This window comes from Gluconacetobacter sp., from assembly GCF_047721585.1.
GTDB lineage: Bacteria > Pseudomonadota > Alphaproteobacteria > Acetobacterales > Acetobacteraceae > Gluconacetobacter > Gluconacetobacter dulcium.
Window position 1 is genome coordinate 1 of record NZ_JBDNXE010000085.1, and the last position, 18,402, is coordinate 18,402.

The window sequence follows — 18,402 nt, forward strand, 5'->3', positions numbered from 1 at the left end:
CCGGGCCAGGCCCCATCAGCAGCCGATGCGGCGGGTCAATCTGTCCGAACACCCTGGCTCTCCTTTTCCCTCAGCCCAATCCCGGCCTCTCGCCGCTCATGCACACGGCAAGAAACAATCCGAATTCCGTGCAATCTTGTATACAAGACAACCCGAAACACAATCGTAATCGCCCGTCGGCTTACCCGCCCGATCCCTGCAACGCGGCTTTCAGATGGTCCAGCCGGCTCGCCGCGCTGCGATAGTTCAGCGCCTTTTCGACATGCCGGAGATGGACATCCATCAGGCGCGCGGCCTCGGTGGAGTTCCCCTTTTCCAGCGCGTCGATAATCCCGCCATGCTCGCCGCAGGATTCGTGCGCGTCGTGTGACGACTGATACAGGGCGGCAATCAGCACCGTGCGCGTCGTCAGGTCCTGCAACAGCGATGCCAGGACCGGATTGCCCAGCGTCTCGGCCAGGCAGACGTGAAAATGCCCCAGAAGATAACTGCGCTCCGCCCGGTCGCCGCTGGCAATCGCTTTCTGCTCGGCCCGCACATGGTCGCGCAATGCCCTGATCATCCCCGGACTGGCCCGGTCCAGCGTCACCAGCATACCCACTTCCAACGCCCGCCGCGCATCAATGGTATGCCGCGCCTCCTCGACGGAAGGCTCGATGACAAACCAGCCCCGCCGCGCGGAAACCTCCACGATCCCCCGCGCCTGAAGGCGCATCATCGCCTCGCGCACCAGCGTGCGCGACACGCCGAAAATCTCCGACAGTTCCTTCTCGCCCAGACGTTCGCCCGGCGCGATACGCCCGGAGAGCGCCGCATGGATAATGCGATCCTCGATCAGGTGCGGGTTCTTGTGTGCATCTTTTTCGGGTTCATCTCGCATACAAGAAGTATGCGCAGACCGATGCGGTTCGGCAATCGCCATCATGTCAGGGCACGACAGAGAGCCTCCGCCACGCGCCACCCAACGGAGATTATTTTTTATTCAATTGCCCATCGAAATGAACAATGCATGGGCATAAAAACAATCCCCCATCAATGCCCAGCCAAGAAGACGTTTTTTAAGTCATTAAAATCAACATATTAAGTCATTTTGTAAATTTTTTGTCACATTCAAATTCCCGCGCATTTTTCGAAAGCGTTTCGTTCCGGATTGTTTTAGATCTTGTATGCAACATCGCTTCTAAAAAATCCTTCGATTTGTAGACCAGACTAAAAGACAATTTCATATGTGAAATTATAAACCCCACGCCGTCTCCAGCCACCAGGCTCCATCGCCCAACCAGCAGGGCCAGACCAGACAAGGAAGTCAGACATGCTCCTCCCGTGCCGCGCCGCGCTTTCATTCCGGAAGCAGGCCATCATGACCAGTGTCCTGGCAGGCGTCGTCCTGCCGCTGCCGGCCCTGGCCGACACGAGCGGACAGACCCCGCCCGCCAGCGCGCCGGCACGCACCGCGCCGACGCACGCCAAGCCCCCCGCATCGACCGAAGCCGTCATGGTGTCCGCACGCCGGGGCGCGAGCGGCGCCGGCCAGCACAATGCCCATTCGGAAACACTGATTTCCCGTCAGGAACTGGCCAACCGCAACATCCGCGTCATGACCGACATCCAGCGCGTGGCACCCAACCTCACCATCCAGCCGTCCTTCGGCTCGGGCGCCCTCAACTTCACCCTGCGCGGCGTCGGCCTGATGGATTTCACGCAGAACAATACGCCATCGACCATGCCGTATCTCGACGGCGTGGCGCTGCCGGTCTCGATCATGACGACGGGCATGATGTTCGACCTCGACGACATCTCCATCGCCGCCGGTCCCTCAGGCTACACCCACGGCCAGGCCACCACGGGCGGCGAAATCGACTTCCACACCGCCGATCCGACGCACCAGTTCCACGCCGGCATCACCGAGGACATCGCCAGCTACGGCCGCAACCGTGTCGAAGGCTACGTCTCCGGCCCGATCTCCCGCTCCGTGTCGTTCCGCATCGCCGGCCAGTCCATGACCGGCGGCGGCTACCAGCACAACGCGGCCGGTCAGGGCTTCGGCAACGCCAATCTGGGCGCCCTGCGCGCCAAGCTGAAATGGGATATCGACGACACGTCGAACCTGGTCATCGGCGGCCACTGGACAACGGACCAGTCGGAATACGCCTCCGGCCACAATCTCTACAATTCCTACCATGTTCCGGTCACGCAGGACCTCTACCAGACCGAATGGGGCCTGGACCCGCGTTTCGCCAAGATCATCGGCATCGACGGCAGCAACACCAAGCCGCGCGAGGACAACATCTTCTGGGGCGCGAACGTGCGCTATACGAAGAATTTCTCCTGGGGCCGCCTGTCGACCATCAGCGCCTACGAGATGGCGGACGAGCACGAACTGACCAACCAGACGGATTCGATCCTGTCCTACGGCAACATGTTCCGCAACAACCAGACGAACGTGTTCTCGCAGGAAGTCAAACTGGAATCGATCGATCCCAATGCCCGCTTCCATTGGGAAACCGGCATGTATTACAGCCGCTCGCGCATGGCGCAGAATTTCTGGTACGATTCATCCGACCGCCCCGGCACCACCCCGCTGAACGAAACCCGCTACCGGCAGAACCAGCAGAATTTCAATCAGTACGTGCAGCTTTCCTACCGCATCCTGCCCAAACTGCGCCTGATCGGCGCGATCCTGCATGAATCCGACGACCGGCAGATGCTCAACGTCACCAGCACGAACTACAACCTCGACACAGGCGCCACCGAGGGCAAAACCAATTTCGGCAGCAGCGGCGCATTGAGCAACCAGTTCGGCGGCCGTGTCGGCGCGCAATACCAGTTCACGCGCAACATCATGGGCTATGTCATGTTCAGCCGCGGCTTCAAGCCGGGCGGCTTCTCGGCCAACATCACGCAGCAGGCCGCCCAGCTCCGGCCCTTCAAGCCCGAACAGATCCTGACCTATGAAGGCGGCTTCAAGACCATGCTGTTCGACCGCCGCCTGCGCCTCAATGCCGCCGGGTTCTATTACGACTACCGCGACCAGCAGATTCTGGGCACGGTCCTGGTCCCGCCCTACGGCGTACTGGGTGGCTACGTGAACGCCCCGCGCTCCTACATCTACGGCGCGGAGTTCGACGCCGAGGCCCATCCGTTCCGCGGCATGGTCCTGACGCAGAATTTCGGCTACCAGAACGGCGTCTACACTCAGTTCCAGAGCCTCAACCGCTCGGCCACCACGGCCAATTTCGCCGCCACCGGCGTCTGGCAGGCCATCAACACCAATTACGACAACGTCAATATGGGCCTGGCCAACCTCACCCTGTCGGGTGCCGCCACCTACACATGGAACGTCTTCCGCGACTACCGGATGACGTTCGACGTCGATTATTCCTATCGCGGCCGCCAGACCCAGCCGCAATATATCGGCCAGACCGGCATCTATCGCTCGCCAGCCTATTTCCTGGTCAACTCGTTCCTGACCTTCGCGGCACCGAAGCAGCATTGGTCGGTCACCGTCTACGGCCAGAACCTCGCCGACCGCCGCTACTGGCTGTCAGCCGGCACCCAGGCCACTTTCTACGGCGTCATCCCCGGCATGCCGCGCTTCGTCGGCGCACGCATCAACTACACCTACTAAACCGCCCCGAAACGCCCTCCCGTCACCAGCAAGGACCCCACCGGATGAGCGAGACGACCCTCCCCGCGACACATGCCGCACCCACCGCGCACCCCGGCATGTTCCTTCAGGTCGTCATCGCCACCCTGCTGGGCCTGGCACTGGGCGTCTTCGCGCCGGGCCTGGCCGCGCAGACACGCTGGGCCAGCGACCTGTTCCTCCACCTGATCGTCATGGCGGTGGGGCCATTGCTGTTCTGCATCGTGGTCACCGGCATCGTCGGCGCCGGCTCCCTGCGCACGGTGGGTCGGCTGGGCGCCAAGGCGCTGCTCTATTTCGAGGCGATGACCACACTGGTCCTCCTCGTCGCGGTCGGCATCGCGATGCTTCTCCAACCCGGTCGCGGCATCGTCTTCACCCCCACGGCCGACGACACCCGCGTCATCTCGTCCTACGCCCACAACGCCCACGTCATGCACGAAGGCGGCATCACGGAATTTCTGCTGGGCCTGATCCCCCACACGCCCGCCGACGCCTTCGCGCAGGGCAACGTGCTCCAGATCCTCTTCTTCGCCATCCTGTTCGGCTGCTGCCTCAGTCAGATCGGCGAAGCCGGCGCACCGATCGTCCGCCTGATCGACGCCCTGTCGGCCCTGTTCTCGCGCATGATGCGCTTCATCATCGCGCTGGCGCCGCTCGGCGTCTTCGGCGCCATGGCCACCACCACCGCACGCTACGGACTGGGCGCGATCGGGCACCTCGCCGCCTTCGTGGTCCTGTATTTCGCGGTCATCACCCTGTTCATTCTCTGCGGACTCGGCCTCTGCCTGCGCCTGTCAGGCGTCAGCCCGATCCGGTTTTTCCGGTATTTCCGCACCGAATTCGCCATCACTTTCGCCACCACGGCGTCCGACGCCGTACTGCCCAGCATCATGGCCAAGCTGGAACAGCTCGGCGTGGACCGCCAGGTCGTCGGGCTGGTGGTCCCGGCCGGCTATTCCTTCAATCTGGACGCCCTGTCGATCTATCTGGGCCTCGCCGTCATCTTCCTCGCCCAGGCCACCGGCACGGTCCTGAGCGCGTGGCAGATCATAATCATGCTCGCAACGGCCTTGGTCACCTCCAAAGGCGCCCACGGCGTCCCCGGCATCGCCATCGTGGTGCTCGCCGCCACCCTGTCCGCCATTCCCTCGATCCCCGTCGCCAGCCTGGTGATGCTCCTGGCGGTGGACTGGTTCATCGGCATCGCCCGCGCGGTCGGCAACCTGGCCGGCAATTGCGTGGCGCCGGTGGTGATCGGCGCCTGGGAAGGCAAGCTGGACCGCAAACGCGCCGCCGAAATCCTGAGCCAGGCATGACCGACACCATCCTGGTGGATGCCGAAACACTGGCATCCCGCGTCACCGCCGCCTTACTGGCCGCCGGCGCCTCGCCCGACTCCACTGCCGCCACGACCGAGGCGCTGATGCACGCCTCGCGAACCGGCATCGACAGCCACGGGGTCCGACTGGCGGCGCATTACGCCGCCATGCTGCGCGCCGGCCGACTGAACCGCACACCGCACCTGACGATCCGCCGCACCGCCCCGGCCACCGCCATGCTGGATGCCGATGACGGACTGGGCCATTACGCCTGCGCCCGCGCCATGGATCTGGCCGTCGAAATCGCGGCGGAAACCGGCGTCGGCGCGGTCGGCATCGTCCGCTCGTCGCATTGCGGGGCCGCCGGCGCCTACGCCCTGAAGGCCGCCGAAGCCGGAATGATCGGCCTCGTCACCAGCAATTCCGACGCCAACGTCACGCTTTTCGGCGGCACCCTGCCCTTCCACGGCACCAACCCGATCGCCATGGCCGCCCCCGTCACCGGCCAGCCGCCCTGGCTGCTCGATATCGCAACCTCGTCGATCCCCTTCAACCGGGTCCGGCTCTACCGGTCACTGAACCGCCCCCTCCCCAACGGGGTAGCGGCCGACTCACAGGGCCATGAAACCACCAATCCCCACGCAGCACACATGCTGCTGCCGCTCGGCGGCCCGGATTACGGCTTCAAGGGCGCGGCACTGGCCGGCATGGTCACGATCCTCTCGGCCGTCCTGACCGGCGCCACGACCGACGCGGACATGATTCCGATGACGGAGACCGACGACCGGACGACGCCCCGCAATGTCGGACAGTTCTGCCTTGCGATCGACCCGGCACGCTTCGTCGGCCGCACGGCCTACGACCGGGCAATCACCAGCTACCTGGACCAGCTTCGTACCGTCCCGCCCACCGAGGCCGATCACCCTGTCATGGCACCGGGCGACCGCGAATGGCAGACCGCCCGCCACCGCGCCACGCACGGCATCCCGATCGACCCCGATACCCGGCGCTTCCTCGGTCTCTGACCCGCCAGGGCCGGAACCGGGAAAGAACGATCAGGCCGCCGCTTCCTCGTGGCGGGCATTGATCCGCAGCAGCGTCCCGAGCGCCGAGACCATCTCGTCCATCATCTCGTCCGTATGGTGCGGCCCCGGCGTCAGCCGCAACCGCTCGGTCCCGCGCGGAACGGTGGGATAATTGATCGGCGTGGCGTAAAGCCCGAAATCTGCCAGCAGCCGCCGGCTGATCTCGTTGCAGCGATCGGCATCCCCCACCGGGATCGGCACGATATGGCTCGGCGTGGACATGAACGGAATGCCCGCCGCGGTCAGCTTGGCACGGAAGGTCGCCACGCGCTCGAACATCTTCTCACGGCGCCAGCCCTCGCGCCGCACCATGCGCACGCTGGTCAGCGCGGCCGCCACCACCGACGGCGGCAACGCGGTGGTGAAGATAAAGCCCGACGCGGCGCAGCGCAGATAATCGATCAACTCCGCCGACCCGGTCACGTAGCCACCATGGACGCCGAACCCCTTGGCCAGCGTGCCCTCGATGATATCCACCTGATCGGCCACGCCATCACGCTCGGCCACGCCGCCACCCTGCGAGCCGTAAAGCCCCACGGCATGCACCTCGTCCAGATAGGTGATCGCGCCATATTTGCGCGCCAGCGCACAGGTGGCACCGATATCCGAGACATCGCCATCCATCGAATACACGCTCTCGAACGCCACCAGCTTGGGCGCATCCTTGGGCGCGGCGGCCAGCTTGGCCTCCAGATCCGCCAGATCGTTATGTTCGTAGATAACGCAGGTCGCCCCTCGCGCGCCCTTGATGCCGGCGATCATCGAGGCATGATTCTGCCGGTCGGAAAAACAGATCCACCCCGGCATGCTGGTCAGGATCGTCTGCAGGCTGGCCTGGTTCGACACATAACCGGAGACGAACAGCAGCCCGGCCTCCTTGCCATGCAGGTCGGCCAGTTCGGCCTCCAACGCGGCATGCAGCGGACTGGTGCCGGCGATGTTGCGGGTGCCGCCGGCTCCGGCCCCATGCTCGCGGATCGCGGCGATCGCGGCTTCGGCCACCGCCGGCTCCACACCCATGCCCAGATAATCGTTGGCCGACCACACCACCACCTCGCGCCCCACGGGCGGCTCGGCGGCAGGGGTCGTCACATGGTCATAGACGGGATAACGGTCCGCCTGGCGCGCCAGCGGCGTAAAGCGGCGATATCGTCCCTGTTCGCGGATACCGTCGAGAGATTCCCGGCAGAAACGGTAGAAAGGATGCCGATCCGCGTCGATACTGGGCACTCTGTCATTCTCCTGCGACGCCGCTGCGGGCTCACAGGCCCGCACGGCCGTCATCACCAAGGTCGATCCGCCGATATGGCCGCGGATCACGATCCCATTTTATCGCACATACACCCGGACAGCGCCGGTGGTCATCGACGAATCCGACATGGCGGCCATTTCCACCTGTTCCGGCCTTGCGCCGGCGGCAACGATCGCCGCCGCCACATCCCGGCCATAGGTAGCCGTGGCCTGACGCATGGCCAGGGCCTCCTGCTCCGGCGTCGGACCGGCAGGAACCATGATCCTCACCGTGAACAGCACGTTCGGCTTGCGCGCCAGTGCCCGCGTCACGGCCCCTTGCAACGCCGGGCGCCACTCACCCTCGGGCGTACCGGCACGGATATCCACCAGCGGCGGCACCGGGCGCGGCGCGGGCGGCGCGGGCGGATAATGCGGCACAGGCGGCCGGCTGGCACGCGGATCGAAGGTCCGCTGATCCACAAGGTGGCAGCCGGCAAGCCCGGTCACGCACAGGGCGGACACGGCCATCAGGGTCGAAACGGAATGAAGACGATGCAGCATGGGCCGCCACGGTTACAGCATCCACGATACGGAGCAAGAGTGTTGCCGCCGGAAGCCCCCCGGATCGCATCGCGCTTGCGAAGCCTCCTGCACGATCCTATAGCCGACAACGACAGTTTCGCCGCCAGCCGGCCCGAACGGCCGACCTTCAGGACGCCTTGCCCCATGCTCCGCGCGCAGACCCACACCGCCCAAGAGCTGGACGCGCCGCCCGCCGACGCCCCGGCCGAACCGGCGACGCGCGAGACGATTCATGCCCTGCGCGATGCAGTCCGCACATTCATCGGTGCCCGTCTGGACGACCCTGCCGAAGCGGCGCAGGCGGGGGCAATGGCCGTGCCCGCCTGCATATTATGGAACCAGTTCCTGCGCTTCGACCCCGCCAGCCCCGACTGGCCCGACCGCGACCGGTTCGTCGTCTCGTCCACCCGGCACCGGCCGCTGCTGGATGCCCTGATGCGCCTGGCCGGCCAGACGGTCGCGCCCGACCCCGCGCCGGTCGAATACGGCGCCCACCCGGCGGTGGAAATGGCTTTCGGCCCCAGCGGCCAGGGACTGGGCGCCGCCATCGGCATGGCGCTGGCCGAGCGGCAGCTTGCGGCCCGTTTCGGCCGCTCGATCGTCAATCACCGCATCTGGGCCTTGTCCTGCGGCACCGAACTGGCCACCGGCGTGGCGATGGAGGCCGCCTCCCTGGCAGCCAGGATGCGGCTCGACCGCCTTACCGTCCTGTTCGAAATCGCTCCCCATGAGGAAGATGAGGCCGAAGACACCCTCGCCCGCTACGCCGCGACCGGATGGATGGTCCGCAAGGTCGCCGCAGACGACCACGACGCCGTGCAGGCCGCCCTTTCAGCGGCGATCCGCTCGCGCAAGCCCTCGGTCCTCGCCTGCTCCGCTCCCCCCCGTACCACGCCGACCGGCCCCGCCGCCGGGCCGGCACCCGATCTTTCAACGCTGCTGTGGGCCCGTGCGGCCCGCCGTGGCGCATCGGCCCGGCGATCCTGGCTGCGCCGACTGGTCAAACACCGGCAGCGCGCGGAATTCGAACGCACGGCCGCCCGCCGCCTCCCCGCCTTCTGGCGCGAGGACTGGCTGCGCGCATGGCACAGTTCCACCCTGCCCGCAATCCTGCCCGATTCCGGCCACGACACCACATTGAGCTACGGGCGTCAGGGGCTGGACATCCTGCGCGATCTGGTGCCGGAAATGCTCTGCCTGTCCTCCCGCCGTGGCCGCGAACGTACCGAGGCGATGCCGGTCGACCAGACGCTGCCCGATTGCGGCACCCTGGTCCACGGACTGGCCGCCCTGCTGAACGGAATCGCGGTGCATGGCGGGCTGGTGCCCTGCGGGGCGATCACCTTCGTCGCCATCGACCGCATGCGCCCCGCCCTGCGTTTCGCGGCAATGATGCGCCAGCAGGTGATCTACCTGCTGACCGACGACGGGCTGGCCCTCAGCGAAGACGGTGCCGGCTGGCTGCCGGTGGAGCAGTTGGCCAGCCTGCGCGCCATGCCCAACGTCCTGGTCTTCCGCCCCGCCGACCGGCGGGAGACGATGGAATGCTGGGAACTGGCGCTGCGCCGAGCCGACGGCCCCAGCCTGATCACCCTGTCGCCGATGGCCACGGATGCCAATGCCCCGCCCGATTTCCGCCAGCGCCGCCCGCACGACGGCAGCGCCCGCGGCGGCTATGTGATGGAGGAGGCACGCGGCCCCCGCCAGGTCACGCTGATCGCCACCGGCAGCGAGATGCTCATCGCCCGGCAGGCCCTGCACCAGTTGGTGCGCGACGGCATCAGCGCGGCCCTGGTCTCGCTCCCCTGCTGGGAACTGTTCGCCCGGCAGGATGCCGCCTACCGCGAACAGGTGTTGGGCAATGCCCCACGCATCGGCATCGAGGCCGCGTCGGGATTCGGGTGGGACCGCTGGCTCGGCCCGCACGGCGCCTTCATCGGCATGGAAGATTTCAGCGAGGCCGCGCCATCGGGCGAACTGTATCGCCGGCTGGGCATTACAGCCGAGAGGATACACGAAACGGCGCTCCGCCTGGTCAGCGAGACGGGACGTGACTTTCAGTCGCCTTCGGGGCAGAAAGCGGATGGCTACCGCGCACGGTCCGCTGCGGGTGGCAACACATAGCCGGGGCCGGTTTTCCGGCCGGAACGGCTGAATATTCGGGAGAGAAATAGAATGGCTGTCAAAGTCGCAATCAATGGCTTCGGGCGTATCGGTCGCCTGGTTCTCCGCGGAATCATCGAAAGCGGCCGTACCGATGTCGTGCCGATGGCGATCAACGACCTGGGCAGCGTCGCCGACAACGCCCACCTGCTGACCTATGACAGCATTCACGGTCGCTTCCCCGGCGAAGTCCGGGTCGAAGGCAACAGCATCATCATCACGGCCAACGGCCGCACCTACGCACCCATCGCCGTCTCGGCCGAAGCCAACCCGACCAAGGTGCCGTTCGAAGGCGTCGACGTGGCCATGGAATGCACAGGCCGCTTCACCAACAAGGAAAAGGCCGCCCACCTGATCGAGGCCGGCGCGCGCAAGGTCATCATCTCCGCTCCCGCCAGCCATGTCGATGCCACCATCGTCTACGGCGTGAACCAGGACACGCTGACCAGCGACATGACGGTGATCTCCAACGCCTCCTGCACCACCAACTGCCTGGCCCCGGTCGCCAAGGTGCTGGACGAGGCGTTCGGCATCGAATGCGGCTACATGGTCACCATCCATTCCTATACCGGCGACCAGCGCACGGTGGACACACTGCACAGCGACCCGCGCCGCGCCCGCGCGGCGGCGATGAACATCATCCCGACCTCCACCGGCGCCGCCCGCGCGGTCGGCCTGGTGCTGCCGCACCTCAAGGGCAAGCTGGACGGCACCGCCATCCGCGTCCCCACCCCCAACGTCTCGCTGGTCTCGCTCGATTTCGTGCCGACCCGCACCCCGGCCTCGGTCGAGGCGATCAACGAAGTGATGCTGAAGGCGGCGTCCGAAGGCCCGCTGAAGGGCATCCTCGCCTACAACACCGCCCCGCTGGTCTCGTCCGATTTCAACCACTCCACCGCGTCCTCCACCTTCGACGCCACCGAAACGGCGCTGATCGACGGCGGCAAGCTGGTGCGGATCTGCAGCTGGTACGACAACGAGTGGGGCTTCTCGAACCGCATGTCCGACACGGCCGCCGTCTTCGGCGCGCTCTGATGGCCACGCTGTCCTTCAAGACGCTGGACGCCTTGCAGCCCAAAGGGCGCAAGGTGCTTCTGCGCGCCGATCTGAACGTCCCGGTGCGGGACGGCCAGATCACCGACCTCACCCGTATCGAGCGCCTGGCCCCCACCATCCGCGAACTCGCCGACAAGGGCGCGCGGGTGATCGTGGTCAGCCATTTCGACCGCCCCAAGGGCCAGCGCGTGCCCGCCATGTCGCTGGAACCGATGGCGGCCGCCCTGGGCAAGACCCTGGGCCGTCCGGTGCGCTTCGCCGAGGACTGCATCGGCCCGGTGGCCGAGCAGGCCGTCGCCGCGATGCAGGACGGCGACGTGCTGGTGCTGGAAAACACGCGCTTCCACGCGGGCGAGGAAAAGAACGACCCCGACCTGTCGAAGGCCCTGGCCGCCCTGGCCGACGATTACGTCAATGACGCCTTCTCCGCCGCCCACCGCGCCCATGCCTCGACCGAAGGGGTGGCCCGCTTCCTGCCCTCCTTCGCCGGCCGGCTGATGGAAGCGGAACTCAACGCCCTGAACATCGCGCTGGAAAACCCGGCCCGCCCGGTCGGCGCGATCGTCGGCGGCGCCAAGATCTCGACCAAGCTCGACCTGATCGGCAATCTGCTGGACAAGGTGGACATCCTGATCATCGGCGGCGCGATGGCCAACACCTTCCTGGCCGCCAAAGGCGTCGGCGTCGGCAAGTCGCTGCAGGAAGCCGACATGCACGACACGGCCCGCGCCATCATGGAAAAGGCCGCGAGCAAGGGCTGCGAGATCATCCTGCCCGTCGATGCGGTCACGGCCACCGAATTCCGTGCCGACCCGCCGACGAAGACGGTGCCGGTGGACGCCGTTCCCGCCGACGCGATGATCCTGGACGCCGGCCCGGAAACGGTCCGCCTGCTGACGGAAAAAATCGTCGGGCTGAAGACGCTGGTCTGGAACGGCCCGCTTGGCGCGTTCGAACTGCACCCGTTCGACAACGCCACCAACCTGCTGGCCGCCGAAGTCGCCCGCCGCACGCAGGCTGGCCAACTGACCAGCGTGGCCGGTGGCGGCGACACGGTCTCGGCCCTGCGCCATGCCGGCGTGGCGGACGAAATGTCCTACACCTCGACCGCCGGCGGCGCGTTCCTGGAATGGCTGGAAGGCAAGACCCTCCCCGGCATCCAGGCCCTCAGCGAACTGTCGGAGCGGATTCTCCCGCTCTGACCGAACGGAGGCGATCCGGCATCAGGCCGGGTCGCCCTCGCCTTCCGTCTTTTCCCCGCCTTCCGGCGACGACAGCCTGATCGACGGCCCGACCAGCCCATTGGCGAACGCCTCGGCCGAAAACGGCCGCAGATCCTCGGCCTGCTCGCCCACACCCACCGCATGTACCGGCAGGCCGAACGTATCGGCCAACGCCACCACAATGCCGCCGCGCGCCGAACCATCCAGCTTGGTCACGATCAGCCCGGTGACGTTCACCAGTTCCTTGAACACCCGCACCTGCTCGATCGCGTTCTGCCCGGTGGTCGCATCCAGCACCAGCAGCACCGAATGCGGCGCGGTCTCGTCGAACTTGCGCATCACGCGGATGATCTTGGCCAGTTCCTCCATCAGCGCGCCCTTGTTGTGCAGGCGTCCGGCGGTATCGATCAGCAGCAGGTCCGCGCCTTCGGCCCGCGCGCGCTTCAGCGCGTCGAACGCCAACCCGGCGGCATCCGCGTTCGGCGGCCCGGCAATCACCGGCGCCCCGACCCTCTGCCCCCAGACCTGAAGCTGCTCGACGGCGGCGGCGCGGAACGTATCCCCCGCCACCATCATCACCTTCAGCCCCTGCTCGCCATAGAAGCGCGCCATCTTGCCGATGGTCGTGGTCTTGCCGTTGCCATTCACGCCGACCACCAAGGCCACATGCGGCTTCAGGTTCGGATCGGGCACGAACGGCACCGCCACAGGCTCCAGCACACGGGCGATTTCCGTCGCCAGCGCGGTGCGGATTTCCTCATCCGTCACCTCGGTGCCGAAACGCGAACTGCGGAAGGATTCGATCACCCGCGCCGCCACATTGGGGCCGAGATCGGCCGCGATCAGCAGATCCTCCAGCTCCTCCAGAGCGGCGTCGTCCAGCTTGCGGCGCGTAAAGACCGCGGCGATCCCGCCGCCCAGTTTCTGGGTCGATCGGGACAGGCCCGCCTTCAGGCGGGAAAAGAAGCCAAGTGCCATGTCAGAGGATTTCCGCCACCAGACCGTTTTCGTCAACCGCCGTCGCCCGCACGGCGACGATGCGCCCGGCTTCGGCCGCACCCTCCGCCAGGCGAACCGGCGCGAATTCCTCGGAATGCCCGCTGGTCGCGGTTTCCAGCAGCACGTTCAGCGTCCGCCCCAGCAACCCTGCATGATAGGCCCGCGCCGCGTCCTGCCCCGCCGCCCGCAGCCGCGCCGCGCGCTCGCGCCGCAGCGGCACCGGCACGGCCGGCATCTTCGCCGCCGGCGTCCCCGGCCGCTCGCTATAGGGAAACACATGCAGGTAAGGCAGAGCCTGCCCGCGCACGAATGCCAGCGTCTCGTCGAACAAGGCGTCGCTCTCCGTCGGAAACCCCGCGATCACGTCGGCCCCGATGCCCAGATCCGGCCGACAGGCCCGCGCCCGCTCGATCACACCGACCACATCGGCCACCAGATGCCGCCGCTTCATCCGCTTCAGCACCATGTCCGACCCGGCCTGAAGCGACAGATGCAGATAGGGCATGAAGCGCCGCTCGCTCTCCAGCAGGCGCCACAGATCCTCGTCGATCTCCACCGGATCGACCGACGACAGGCGCAGCCGCTCCAGTTCCGGCACCAGCACCAGCAACCGGCGGCACAACTGCCCCAACGCGGGTTGCCCCGGCAGGTCGCCACCCCACGAGGTAATATCCACCCCCGTCAGCACCACCTCCCGGTAGCCCGAGGCGACCAGCGCGCGCACCTGCTCCACCACGGCACCCACGGGGACGGAGCGCGAAGGCCCCCGCCCGAACGGAATGATGCAGAAGGTGCAGCGATGGTCGCACCCCTGCTGCACCTCGACGAAGGCACGGGTCCGCCCGGCGAATTCGGTCACCAGATGCGGCACCGTCTCGGTCGCGGCCATGATGTCGGAGACCGCGCGCCCTTCCCCCAGCGCCGCCGGCGTCCAGCTTGCCGCCTCCAGCTTCTCGCGGTTGCCCAGCACACGGGCCACGCCGGGCAGCGCCTCCCACCGCGCGGGGTCGATCTGCGCTGCACAGCCGGTCACGACGATCCGCGCATCAGGCCGGTCGCGATGCGCGCGGCGGATCGCCTGCCGCGCCTGGCGCTCGGCCTCGGCGGTGACGGCACAGGTATTGACGATGATCACATCGTCCAGCCCCGCCGCATGGCCGCGCATCACCTCGCTCTCATAGGTGTTCAGCCGGCAACCGAAGGTCAGGATCTCGGGCGGCTTGCTCATGACGGATACGCCTCGGGGTCGAACGACCCGACGAAGCTGGTGGTCGCCGGCCCCGTCATCAGCACATGCCCGTCCTCTTCCCGCCATGTCACCGACAGCGCGCCACCATCCATCTCCACCCGGCAGGTACGCGCCACCAGCCCGCGCCGCACGGCATTGACCACGGCGGCACAGGCGCCCGACCCGCAGGCCAGCGTCAGCCCGCTCCCCCGCTCCCACACGCGCAGCCGCATGGCAGCGCCCGACAGGACCTCCGCGAACCCGATATTCGCCCGTTCGGGAAACAGCGCATCATGCTCCAGCAGCGGCCCGGCCACGACCGGATCGAGGTCCAGACGATCGGCCATGAAGAAGGTCGCATGCGGATTGCCCATCGACGCCGCCGCCGGATCGCCCGGCAACGGCAGATGCAGCGTATCCGCCGGCTCCGCCAGAGGCACGTCGCGCCAGTCCAGCGCCGGCGCGCCCATATCCACGCTCACCAGCCCCGCCTCGTCCACCCAGGCCGGCAGCAGCCCGGCGCGGGTCTGCAACACGCTCTGCCGGCGCCCCTCACCCCGCCACAACAGGTCGGCCACGCAGCGCGAGGCATTGCCGCACGCCCCGGACTCGCTGCCGTCGGCATTGAAAAAGCGCACGAAAACATCCGCTCCCTCGCGGCAGGCCGGGCGCAGCACCACAAACTGGTCGCACCCGATGCCACGATGCCGGTCGGCCAAGGCGGCAATCCGCGCGGGCGTCAGCCCATGGCGTTCCACGCGTTCGTCCACCACGACAAAATCGTTGCCAAGGCCGTGCATCTTGCTGAAGGGGGTCATCATGCGCGCCTTATACGGCAGGCGCCCCGCTTATATCAAAGGAAACGACCGGGCGCCCCGCGCTGCAACACCTCGATCCTGTAACCATCCGGATCGACGACGAAAAAGAACCGCCCGACCACCTGCCCCCTCAGCGCCAGTTGCTTCACCGGCAGCGGCGACAACCCCTCGCGGACGAAACGCGCATGCTCGGCATCGACATCGGCGACCGAAACCGCCAGATGCCCATAGCCGTCGCCCAGATCATAGGGCCGGTTGCGGTCGTGATTGACCGTCAGTTCCAGTTCGAACGTCTGCTCGGCATTGGAGAGATAGATCAGGGTAAAGCTCTCGAACGCCAGCCGGTCGGCCACGACCAGCCCGAAGGCCCGTTCGTAGAAAGCCAGCGATGCGGCCTCGTCCCGCACCCGGATCATGGAATGGATCAGCTTCGCCATCGTTTCGGGTTCCTTCCCGGCATGTCTCACCCTGCGCGACATATCGGGCCGGGCAGTACACGGTCCAGCCCCGTCTGTCCGCAGGCAATAGAACCACCCAATGGTCGAATGACTATTGATCCGATATATGAATATGTCTTATTGTTTTCTGATAAATTCGGGACAAAAACTAAAAGAAATTATTATTTACCTTTTCCGAGAAATGTTTTGACATATTCCTGAAGCCTGACCCCTCATTGCGATTGTCCCGAATGCAACTGCCCTCCTCGTCGTTGAAGCGGTCCCTGCCGCTGTTCCTGCTGTGCTGCTCCATGCTGGTGCCACCCGCCGCCCATGCCCAAGGCCATGGCCCGGAGGAAGCCGAGGCGATCGAGGCGATGGAGAACCAGATCTCCCGCATCCAGGAGCAGCAGCTCGAACTGCAGAAAGACCTGATGGCAATGCGCCGCGAACTGGCGCAGCACCGGGCACGCATGCATCTCGGCCATCCCGCGACGACGAACGAGGTCGCCGCGCGCGAGCACGCATCCTCACCACACGGCATCGAGGGGGCCAGACAACTGGCCCGCAATAGCGCGATGCCCGCGCCGACCACGGCGGCCCATCATCTCTATCCCGGCGAAGTTCCCACTCCCACCATCGGGGAAGACACGCCCACCTACGCCGCGATCGTCGCCCACCGCGACGAAGACATGGTCAACCGCCTGGCCGACAACAATGTCGGCCCCCACCCGCGTGAGACCGCCGGCGCGCAGGCAACCGGCGCGCTGGGCGATCACGGCGTCTTCCATGTCGGGCCAGTCACGGTCATCCTCGGTGGCTATTTCGACACATCGGCCGTCCTGGAAAACCGCCACGTCGCGTCGGGCACATTCAATTACTGGACGGCGATGCCCTTCCCGCGCGACGCCAACTACCACCAGAACAATTTCGAAGGTAGCCCGCGCTACAGCCGGTTCTCGCTCATGGCCCGCGCCAATATCGATTCCCACACCACCGTATCCGGCTTCGTCGAAACCGATTTCGGCGCCGGCGCCGAAACGACCAACCCGTACGAGAGCAACGCCTACGTCCCCCGCCTGCGCCAGGCCTATCTCAGCTACGACGATACGCTCGAAGGCACTCACCTGCTGATCGGCCAGGCATGGAGCCTGCTGACCCCCGGCCGCGCCGGCATCGTCGCCCGGCAGGAAAGCCTGCCCGAGACCATCGAATCCTCGATGCTGGCCGGCCAGACCTGGACCCGGCAATGGCAGGCCCGCTACGTCCACGAGCTGCTGCAGCATCGGCTCTGGTTCGGCCTGTCGATCGAAAATCCGGCGACGATCTACGACACCACGGGTTTCGACAACAATAACGGCTCGGTGCCGCTCCCCAATGGCGGCACGGCCACCATCGGCGCCAACGGCACGGGCCTGACCGAATTCACCACCAATTACTCCGATGAAATCGCGCCCGACGTCATCGGCAAGATCGCGTGGGACCCTGCCTGGGGCCATTACGAGGCCGAGGGAATCGTCCGCTTCCCGCACGACCGCGTCTTCGCCAACGGCACGGGCCACAACAACACCGCGATTGCCGGCGGCGGCGGCGGATCGGCGGTGCTGCCGCTCATTCCCCACAAGCTCGAAATCCATCTGGCCGGCCTGGCCGGCGTCGGGATCGGCCGCTATGGCTCGGTGCTTCTGCCGGACGTCACGCTGAACGCCCAGGGCAAGCCGAAGCCCCTGCCCGACGCGCAGGCAACGGCGGGAATCGTCGCCCATGTGAATCCGCGGATCGACGTCTACGGCTATTACGGCATGCAGCGGTCCGGCCGGAGCTACTTCTCATCCGGCGGCTCGGCCTATGGCTACGGCAATCCGATGTCGTCCAATGCCGGATGCGCGATCGAGATGTCGCCCCTGGCCTGCACGGCCAGCATCCGCTCGGTGCAGGAATTCACTGTCGGCGCATGGTGGCGCTTCCTCAAAGGCCGCTACGGCACGGTGGAAGTCGGCACCCAGCTCGCCTACTCGCGCCTGGAAACCTGGAAGGGCATCGGCGGCGCCCCCTCCACCAGCATGAGCCAGATCTTCTTCGATTTCCGCTACCTGCCTTTCCAGTAACGGCCCACGGCCCCGCCGCCATGCCCGGCCCGCATCGCCGGGCCGGCATGGGGCGAGTTGCGCCGAACGGAAAAACGGAGGATGGTCCCGCGGATCGGACCACAGGACGAAGGAGGATACGGTCATGCGGGACAAGGCATTGCGTATTCTGGCGGTATCTCTCACCCTCGGCGCCCTTTCGGTACCGACTCTGGCGCTGGCGCAGGAAGAAGACGGCCCGAAGAGGCCCACGATGCACCAGTTGGCCACCACGCCGCCGGTGCCCAGCGCGCACAAGGATTTCAGCCAGTTCCGCTACCGCCCGGCCGGCGATAAGGTGGTGGAGCAGTCCGATGCCAACCGGCTCCTGTTCTGGACCCAGCAGGGCTCGCCCGACGGCTACGCCGAACGACGCGGCAATGCGATCTTCTACTACGACCGCACAGGCAAGGCCGTGCGGGTGCAGGAACTGCCCTTCGACGAAAACTGAGGCATCCGTCTCCGGTAGGCCACCCGCCCTATC

General features: G+C 66.4%; 16 protein-coding genes. 8 read left to right on the forward strand and 8 right to left on the reverse strand.

All coding sequences use genetic code 11. From position 1 onward, the window contains the following. Positions 1–181 precede the first annotated feature (181 nt). Both ABF821_RS14430 and ABF821_RS14435 read right to left on the reverse strand, forming a co-directional pair. Positions 182–880 carry a GntR family transcriptional regulator gene (locus ABF821_RS14430; RefSeq protein WP_415530497.1) on the reverse strand — a complete coding sequence of 233 codons (699 nt, stop codon included), beginning with the start codon at positions 878–880 and terminating at the stop codon, positions 182–184. 205 nt (positions 881–1,085) lie between these two features. After that, on the reverse strand, positions 1,086–1,343 hold the full coding sequence (locus ABF821_RS14435; RefSeq protein ID WP_415530498.1) for a hypothetical protein: 258 nt from the start codon (positions 1,341–1,343) through the stop codon (positions 1,086–1,088). 17 nt (positions 1,344–1,360) lie between these two features. Here ABF821_RS14435 and ABF821_RS14440 point away from each other — a divergent pair, with 17 nt between their 5' ends. Genes ABF821_RS14440 through ABF821_RS14450 form a run of 3 tightly spaced genes read left to right on the forward strand, consistent with a single transcriptional unit; the run spans position 1,361 to position 5,993 of the window. Further along, a complete protein-coding gene (locus tag ABF821_RS14440) occupies positions 1,361–3,628 on the forward strand; it encodes a TonB-dependent receptor (protein WP_415530499.1) in 2,268 nt (755 codons plus the stop codon). A gap of 44 nt (positions 3,629–3,672) precedes the next feature. Next, positions 3,673–4,965, forward strand: coding sequence for a cation:dicarboxylate symporter family transporter (locus ABF821_RS14445; protein WP_415530501.1), 1,293 nt, complete (start codon positions 3,673–3,675; stop codon positions 4,963–4,965). Then, entirely contained in the window at positions 4,962–5,993 is a 1,032-nt protein-coding gene (locus tag ABF821_RS14450) for an Ldh family oxidoreductase (protein WP_415530502.1), read from the forward strand. The genes ABF821_RS14445 and ABF821_RS14450 overlap by 4 nt, the downstream gene beginning before the upstream one ends. 30 nt (positions 5,994–6,023) lie before the next feature. Here the strand turns inward: ABF821_RS14450 and hemA are convergent, their stop codons facing one another. Beyond that, positions 6,024–7,337 carry a 5-aminolevulinate synthase gene (gene hemA, locus ABF821_RS14455; protein WP_182972647.1) on the reverse strand — a complete coding sequence of 438 codons (1,314 nt, stop codon included), beginning with the start codon at positions 7,335–7,337 and terminating at the stop codon, positions 6,024–6,026. Positions 7,338–7,382: 45 nt separating this feature from the next. Beyond that, entirely contained in the window at positions 7,383–7,847 is a 465-nt protein-coding gene (locus tag ABF821_RS14460; RefSeq protein WP_183010332.1) for a hypothetical protein, read from the reverse strand. 165 nt (positions 7,848–8,012) lie between these two features. On the opposite strand from ABF821_RS14460, the gene ABF821_RS14465 reads away from it, so the two are divergent. Genes ABF821_RS14465 through ABF821_RS14475 form a run of 3 tightly spaced genes read left to right on the forward strand, consistent with a single transcriptional unit; the run spans position 8,013 to position 12,289 of the window. Then, positions 8,013–9,992 (forward strand): transketolase-like TK C-terminal-containing protein, encoded by a 1,980-nt coding sequence (locus ABF821_RS14465; protein ID WP_415530503.1) that lies wholly within the window; start codon positions 8,013–8,015, stop codon positions 9,990–9,992. Positions 9,993–10,043: 51 nt separating this feature from the next. After that, positions 10,044–11,066, forward strand: a complete 1,023-nt coding sequence (gene gap / locus ABF821_RS14470; protein ID WP_415530504.1) for a type I glyceraldehyde-3-phosphate dehydrogenase — start codon at positions 10,044–10,046, stop codon at positions 11,064–11,066. After that, positions 11,066–12,289 carry a phosphoglycerate kinase gene (locus tag ABF821_RS14475; RefSeq protein ID WP_182972468.1) on the forward strand — a complete coding sequence of 408 codons (1,224 nt, stop codon included), beginning with the start codon at positions 11,066–11,068 and terminating at the stop codon, positions 12,287–12,289. Before gap ends, ABF821_RS14475 begins: the two co-directional genes overlap by 1 nt. 21 nt (positions 12,290–12,310) lie before the next feature. Here ABF821_RS14475 and ftsY read toward each other — a convergent pair whose 3' ends face one another. The 4 genes from ftsY to ABF821_RS14495 are packed head-to-tail and all read right to left on the reverse strand — an operon-like array spanning position 12,311 to position 15,792. Beyond that, positions 12,311–13,288, reverse strand: coding sequence for a signal recognition particle-docking protein FtsY (ftsY, locus tag ABF821_RS14480; protein WP_182972467.1), 978 nt, complete (start codon positions 13,286–13,288; stop codon positions 12,311–12,313). A gap of 1 nt (position 13,289) precedes the next feature. Further along, positions 13,290–14,537, reverse strand: a complete 1,248-nt coding sequence (mtaB, locus tag ABF821_RS14485; protein WP_182972466.1) for a tRNA (N(6)-L-threonylcarbamoyladenosine(37)-C(2))-methylthiotransferase MtaB — start codon at positions 14,535–14,537, stop codon at positions 13,290–13,292. After that, the gene (dapF, locus tag ABF821_RS14490; protein WP_183010337.1) at positions 14,534–15,358 is read right to left on the reverse strand and encodes a diaminopimelate epimerase; all 825 of its coding nucleotides are present in this window, start codon (positions 15,356–15,358) and stop codon (positions 14,534–14,536) included. The genes mtaB and dapF overlap by 4 nt, the downstream gene beginning before the upstream one ends. Before the next feature lie 32 nt (positions 15,359–15,390). Next, the gene (locus tag ABF821_RS14495) at positions 15,391–15,792 is read right to left on the reverse strand and encodes a VOC family protein (RefSeq protein WP_182972464.1); all 402 of its coding nucleotides are present in this window, start codon (positions 15,790–15,792) and stop codon (positions 15,391–15,393) included. 251 nt (positions 15,793–16,043) lie between these two features. On the opposite strand from ABF821_RS14495, the gene ABF821_RS14500 reads away from it, so the two are divergent. Both ABF821_RS14500 and ABF821_RS14505 read left to right on the forward strand, forming a co-directional pair. After that, positions 16,044–17,900 (forward strand): hypothetical protein, encoded by a 1,857-nt coding sequence (locus tag ABF821_RS14500; RefSeq protein WP_415530506.1) that lies wholly within the window; start codon positions 16,044–16,046, stop codon positions 17,898–17,900. 124 nt (positions 17,901–18,024) lie between these two features. Beyond that, entirely contained in the window at positions 18,025–18,369 is a 345-nt protein-coding gene (locus ABF821_RS14505) for a hypothetical protein (protein ID WP_182972462.1), read from the forward strand. The last annotated feature ends 33 nt before the right edge of the window (positions 18,370–18,402 follow it).